We start from the raw sequence: 3,926 nt of genomic DNA on the forward strand, positions 1-3,926 counted from the left end.
CCCGGCCAAACACATCCACCCACCCGGGCAGGGGCGTAGCCGGGCCGCCGGTTTTCGGGGCGGTCGGTTGGGCCCGCTGCGCCGGTGAGATTCGGGGTGACTGGTGGCCGGGCTGGCGGTTGCGGGGGTCACCGGTTGTCGCTGCGCCGATGGGGTTCGGGGTGGCGGGGGCGTTCAGGTCCGGGCGGCTATGCCTGCGAGGAGGGCGTCGGCGGTGCGGGTGTTGATGACCTGGTCCGGGCCGATGCCGCACTCCTCTGCGCGCTCGCAGCCGTAGGGCTGCCAGTCGAGTTGGCCCGGGGCGTGGGCGTCGCTGTCGATGGCGAAGGTGCAGCCGAGGTCGCGGGCCAGGGTGAGGAGTCTGCGGGGTGGGTCGAGGCGTTCCGGGCGGGCGTTGATCTCCACCGCGACCCCGTGCTCGGCGCAGGCGGAGAAGACCGCGTGCGCGTCGAACTCCGATTCCGGGCGTGGCTTCTTGGTGACCAGTCGGCCGGTGCAGTGGCCCAGGACGTCCACGTGGGGGTTGGCCACGGCGGTGAGGAGGCGCTCGGTCATCTCCGGCTCGGGCATCCGCAGCTTGGAGTGCACGCTGGCCACCACCACGTCCAACCGGGACAGCAGGTCGTCGGTCTGGTCCAGGGCGCCGTCGAGCAGGATGTCGACCTCGATGCCGGTGAGGACCAGGAAGGGCGCCAGCTCAACGTTCAGCTCCGCGACCTCCTCCAGTTGCCGCTCCAGGCGGTCGGCGGAGAGGCCGTTGGCGATGCGCAGCCGGGGGGAGTGGTCGGTGAGGGCGATCCACTCGTGGCCCAACGCCGCCGCCGCCTCGGCCATCTCGCGGATCGGGCTGCCGCCGTCGGACCAGTCGGAGTGGGTGTGGCAGTCGCCACGCAGGGCGGCGCGCAGGTCGGCGCCGCCCGCCACCGGTTTGCCCGCGGCCTCCACCAGCCGGGTCAGGTAGGCGGGTTCGCCGCCCGCCGCCGCCTCGGTGATGACCGTGGCGGTGGTGTCGCCGATGCCGGGGAGGTTCCGCAGCGTTCCGGTGTCGATCCGCAGGTCCAGCTCGCCCCCCGGCAGGGCGGCCACGGTCGCCGCCGCCCGGCGGAACGCGCGCACCTTCTGCGTGTGCTCACCCGCCCGCTCCAGGAACAGCGCGATCTGCTTCAACGCCGCAACCGGGTCCATGGCGTCAGGAAACCGCACCCCGCCGCGCTGCGCACGCCGGGCGCGCGCCGCCGCGCGCCACTAACTTCGGGGGTGAACCACCCCGAGGAGGAACGATGGACATCCCCGCCACCCCCGCCGCGCCCACCGGACCGCTGACCGAACTGCTCGACGGTCGCTGGGCGCACGTGCGGCGCGCGGCGCGGGAGCGGATGAGCGAGCTGCCCTCGCCCGCCACCTACGACCTGACCACCGAGCAGCACCGGGCCCTGGTGTTCGACGAGCTGCGCGAGCTCGCCGGGGCGGGCTACCCGAGGGTGGGGTTCCCCAAGCAGTACGGCGGTGACGGCGACACCGGCGGTTCGCTGACCTCCTTCGAGATGCTGGGCTTCGGCGACCTGTCGGTGATGGTCAAGGCGGGCGTGCAGTGGGGCCTGTTCGGCGGGGCCGTCGAGGCGCTGGGCACCGAGCGCCACCACGACGCGCACCTGCGGGCCATCATGGAACTGGACCTGCCCGGCTGCTTCGCGATGACCGAGACCGGCCACGGCTCCGACGTGCAGCACCTGCGCACCACCGCCGTCTACGACCCGGCCACCCGGGAGTTCGACCTGCACACCCCGCACGAGGCCGCCCGCAAGGACTACATCGGCAACGCCGCCCGCGACGGCCGGATGGCGGTGGTGTTCGCCCAGCTCGTCGCGGGCGGCGCGGGGCGCGGCGTGCACGCGCTGCTGGTCCGCGTCCGCGACGACGAGGGCAACCCGGTCCCCGGGGTGCGGATCGAGGACTGCGGGCGCAAGGCCGGGCTCAACGGCGTGGACAACGGCCGCATCTGGTTCGACCACCTGCGGGTCCCGCGCGAGTCGCTGCTCAACCGCTACGGCGACGTCGCCGAGGACGGCACCTACAGCAGCCCCGTCGAGGGTGACGGCAGGCGCTTCTTCACCATGCTCGGCACCCTGATCCGCGGCCGGATCAGCGTGGCCGGGGCGGCGGGCAGCGCCACCAAGAGCGCGCTGACCATCGCCGTGCGCTACGGCCTGGCCCGCCGCCAGTTCGAGCGGCCGGGCAGCGGGTTCGACGAGGTCGTGGTCCTGGACTACCTGGCCCACCAGCGCAAGCTGCTGCCCGCGCTCGCCACCACCTACGCCCTGCACTTCGCGCAGGAGGAACTGGTCACGACCCTGCACGAGCTGTCCGAGCGGGACCACGCGGCGGTGGAGTACACCGACGGCGAGCAGGGCACCGAGGAGCACGACCGCCGCCAGCGCGAACTCGAGTCCCGGGCCGCCGGGCTCAAGGCCGCCACCACCTGGCACGCCACCCGCACCATCCAGACCTGCCGCGAGGCCTGCGGCGGCGCCGGGTACCTCGCCGAGAACCGGCTGCCGCAGCTCAAGGCCGACACCGACGTGTTCACCACGTTCGAGGGCGACAACACGGTGCTGTTCCAACTCGTGGCCAAGGGCCTGCTGACCGGCTACCGGCAGCACGTCGGCGAGCTGGGCAGCGTCGGCATGGCCCGGTTCGTCGCCGACCGGTTCGTCGAGACGGTCATCGAGCGCACCGCCGCCCGCTCGGTGATCGAGCGCCTGGTCAACGCGGTCACCCCGAACGACGAGGAGACCGACCTGCTCGACCGCGGCTGGCACGTCAAGGTCTTCGAGGACCGGGAGAAGCACGTCCTCGACACCCTGGCCCGCCGCCTGCGCCGCGCCGGGGACGCCGACGCCGACCCGTTCGAGGTGTTCAACGACGCCCAGGACCACGTGCTGCGCGCGGCCAGGGTGCACGTCGACCGGATCGTGCTGGAGGCCTTCGTCGCCGCCATCGACCGCTGCACCGACGAGGCGACCACCGCGCTGCTCAACCGGCTCTGCGACCTGCACGTCCTGTCGAACGTCGAGGCCGACCTGGACTGGTTCCTCGGCCACGGCCGGTTCACCACCGCCAGGGCCAAGGCGGTCACCGGGGCGGTCAACGACCTGTGCGCGCACCTGCGCCCGCACGCGGCCACCCTGGTCGACGCGTTCGCCATCCCGGAATCGCTGGTCGCCGCCCCGATCGCGACCGGCGCCGAGGCCCGGCGGCAGGCTACGCAGCGTGAACACGACGTCGCGGAGGCCGCCGGAACCACCCGGTGACCGACCGGTGACGAAAACCCGTCGTTCCGTGATCGAGGATCGGGTAGTCGCCGGGCGCCACTCGCCGTATCCTGGAGACCGACACCCCCGTGCGGGGTGCCCGCCGGGTCCGGCGGCAACCGTGATCGCCCGGCGCCCGCGACTGTGCCGGAGGAGGAAAGAATGCCACTCTCCGAGCACGAGCAGCGACTGCTCGACCAGATCGAGCGCGCGCTCTACGCCGAGGATCCCAAGTTCGCGTCCACCGTCCGAGGTGCCCGCCTACGCAAGCCGTCCCGCCGACGCCGCCTGCTGGGCATCGCCCTGTTCATCGTGGGCGTGGCGCTCCTCGTGCTGGGTGTGCCGTTCAACCCCGCTGGTTTCCCCGCAGTGAGCCTGCTCGGCTTCCTGGTCATGTTCGCCGGTGTCCTGCTGACGCTGACGGCCATGCGCCGGGGCTCTGACCCCGCAGAACCCGGTCAGGAGTCCCCCGGTGGCGGAGGGCCCGCGCCCGCCCGCGACCGGAGTTCGTTCTCCCAACGCATGGAGGAGCGCTTCAAGCGGCGCTTCGACGAGGAGCGCTGATCGGGGGCTCTGCCTCGGTCTTCGTGGTGTTCGGCTCGGCGCCCGCCCCGG

Annotated in this window: 3 protein-coding genes; 2 read left to right on the top strand and 1 reads right to left on the bottom strand. The window is 72.9% G+C overall.

The window, feature by feature from the left end:
- Positions 1–174 precede the first annotated feature (174 nt).
- The gene (locus UO65_RS24815; RefSeq protein ID WP_035286873.1) at positions 175–1,185 is read right to left on the bottom strand and encodes a PHP domain-containing protein; all 1,011 of its coding nucleotides are present in this window, start codon (positions 1,183–1,185) and stop codon (positions 175–177) included.
- A gap of 95 nt (positions 1,186–1,280) precedes the next feature.
- Here UO65_RS24815 and UO65_RS24820 point away from each other — a divergent pair, with 95 nt between their 5' ends.
- Together UO65_RS24820 and UO65_RS24825 are read left to right on the top strand one after the other, a co-directional pair.
- Positions 1,281–3,311, top strand: coding sequence for an acyl-CoA dehydrogenase family protein (locus tag UO65_RS24820; protein WP_035286876.1), 2,031 nt, complete (start codon positions 1,281–1,283; stop codon positions 3,309–3,311).
- Positions 3,312–3,473: 162 nt separating this feature from the next.
- Positions 3,474–3,875, top strand: coding sequence for a DUF3040 domain-containing protein (locus UO65_RS24825; RefSeq protein WP_035286878.1), 402 nt, complete (start codon positions 3,474–3,476; stop codon positions 3,873–3,875).
- Positions 3,876–3,926 lie beyond the last annotated feature (51 nt).

The sequence above is a fragment of the Actinokineospora spheciospongiae genome (assembly GCF_000564855.1).
GTDB classification, from domain to species: Bacteria; Actinomycetota; Actinomycetes; order Mycobacteriales; family Pseudonocardiaceae; genus Actinokineospora; species Actinokineospora spheciospongiae.